This is a genomic window from Neisseria sp. P0021.S006, assembly GCF_051956895.1.
In genome coordinates, this window is the sequence record NZ_JBQCWZ010000630.1 from 1 (window position 1) to 783 (window position 783).

At 38.4% G+C, this 783-nt stretch carries 2 protein-coding genes; both read right to left on the reverse strand.

Going from position 1 to position 783, the window contains the following annotated elements:
- Nucleotides 1-154 precede the first annotated feature (154 nt).
- Nucleotides 155-433 carry a hypothetical protein gene (locus ACTHUM_RS16140; protein WP_070461415.1) on the reverse strand — a complete coding sequence of 93 codons (279 nt, stop codon included), beginning with the start codon at nucleotides 431-433 and terminating at the stop codon, nucleotides 155-157.
- Between the two features lie 113 nt (nucleotides 434-546).
- A complete protein-coding gene (locus ACTHUM_RS16145; protein WP_070461414.1) occupies nucleotides 547-774 on the reverse strand; it encodes a hypothetical protein in 228 nt (75 codons plus the stop codon).
- Between the last annotated feature and the right edge of the window lie 9 nt (nucleotides 775-783).

Below are 783 nucleotides of genomic sequence, written 5' to 3' on the forward strand. Positions count from 1 at the left end.
TTCTTATAATTTCAGAGCTTGACCAACGGCTATTTTTTTAAAAAAGAAGTCTGCTCGTTATTAGTACTATCAATTTCAACTTCAATTATCATCACCACCCCTCATAAAATACACAATATGATTGGGCAATTATTGCCCAAGCCCGCAACAAATTCTAATTATTTTGGAGTCTTAGCCAATTGGCGTCCATAAAAAATATGAGCCCTCGAACTACTGGGGTAGCATATCTTGCAGCAACAAAAGTACCTATCCTAGTTAAATACCCAAGTGCCACCAACGGCGCCATGGCCCCTTCAGCCTCCTTCATCTCCTTCTGAGAAAGCTCCGCCAACTGCATAGGCGTATCTGCCTGCGTGTGGAACACTTGGCTTTCAAATGTCTGATTGTCGAAGCTGTTTGCCATTGCGGGAGCAATCATCGTCAGAATCATCATGGCTGCGGTGATTTGTTTTTTTCATAACAAATTCTTGGGGAGGAGATAATGTTCCATCAAAATCCTCCTAAAAGGCTGCCTGAAATTTCCAAGCAGCCTTTTTTGTTTGCTTATTAATCGGATAGTGCGACAAATATAAAGTAGGCGGCAATAATTGCCGTAACGGCAGCCATAACTGTTTTATTTTCTTTATCAAACCAAAGCGAGTTTAGAAACATGGCCATCAAGAAATATGATGGTTTTTCAGTTTTTCCGCTGCTTTCTTGAATTAGAAGATAAAATATAAATATGGCAGTTATACTGATTGCTGTTTTTATTAAAATATATTTATTTTTCATCATCTTGTATGA

Coding starts and splice junctions, on each gene's coding strand:
- ACTHUM_RS16145 (WP_070461414.1), bottom strand. CDS start 774: ATGATGAAAAATAAATATATTTTAATAAAAACAGCAATCAGTATAACT.
- ACTHUM_RS16140 (WP_070461415.1), bottom strand. CDS start 433: ATGATGATTCTGACGATGATTGCTCCCGCAATGGCAAACAGCTTCGAC.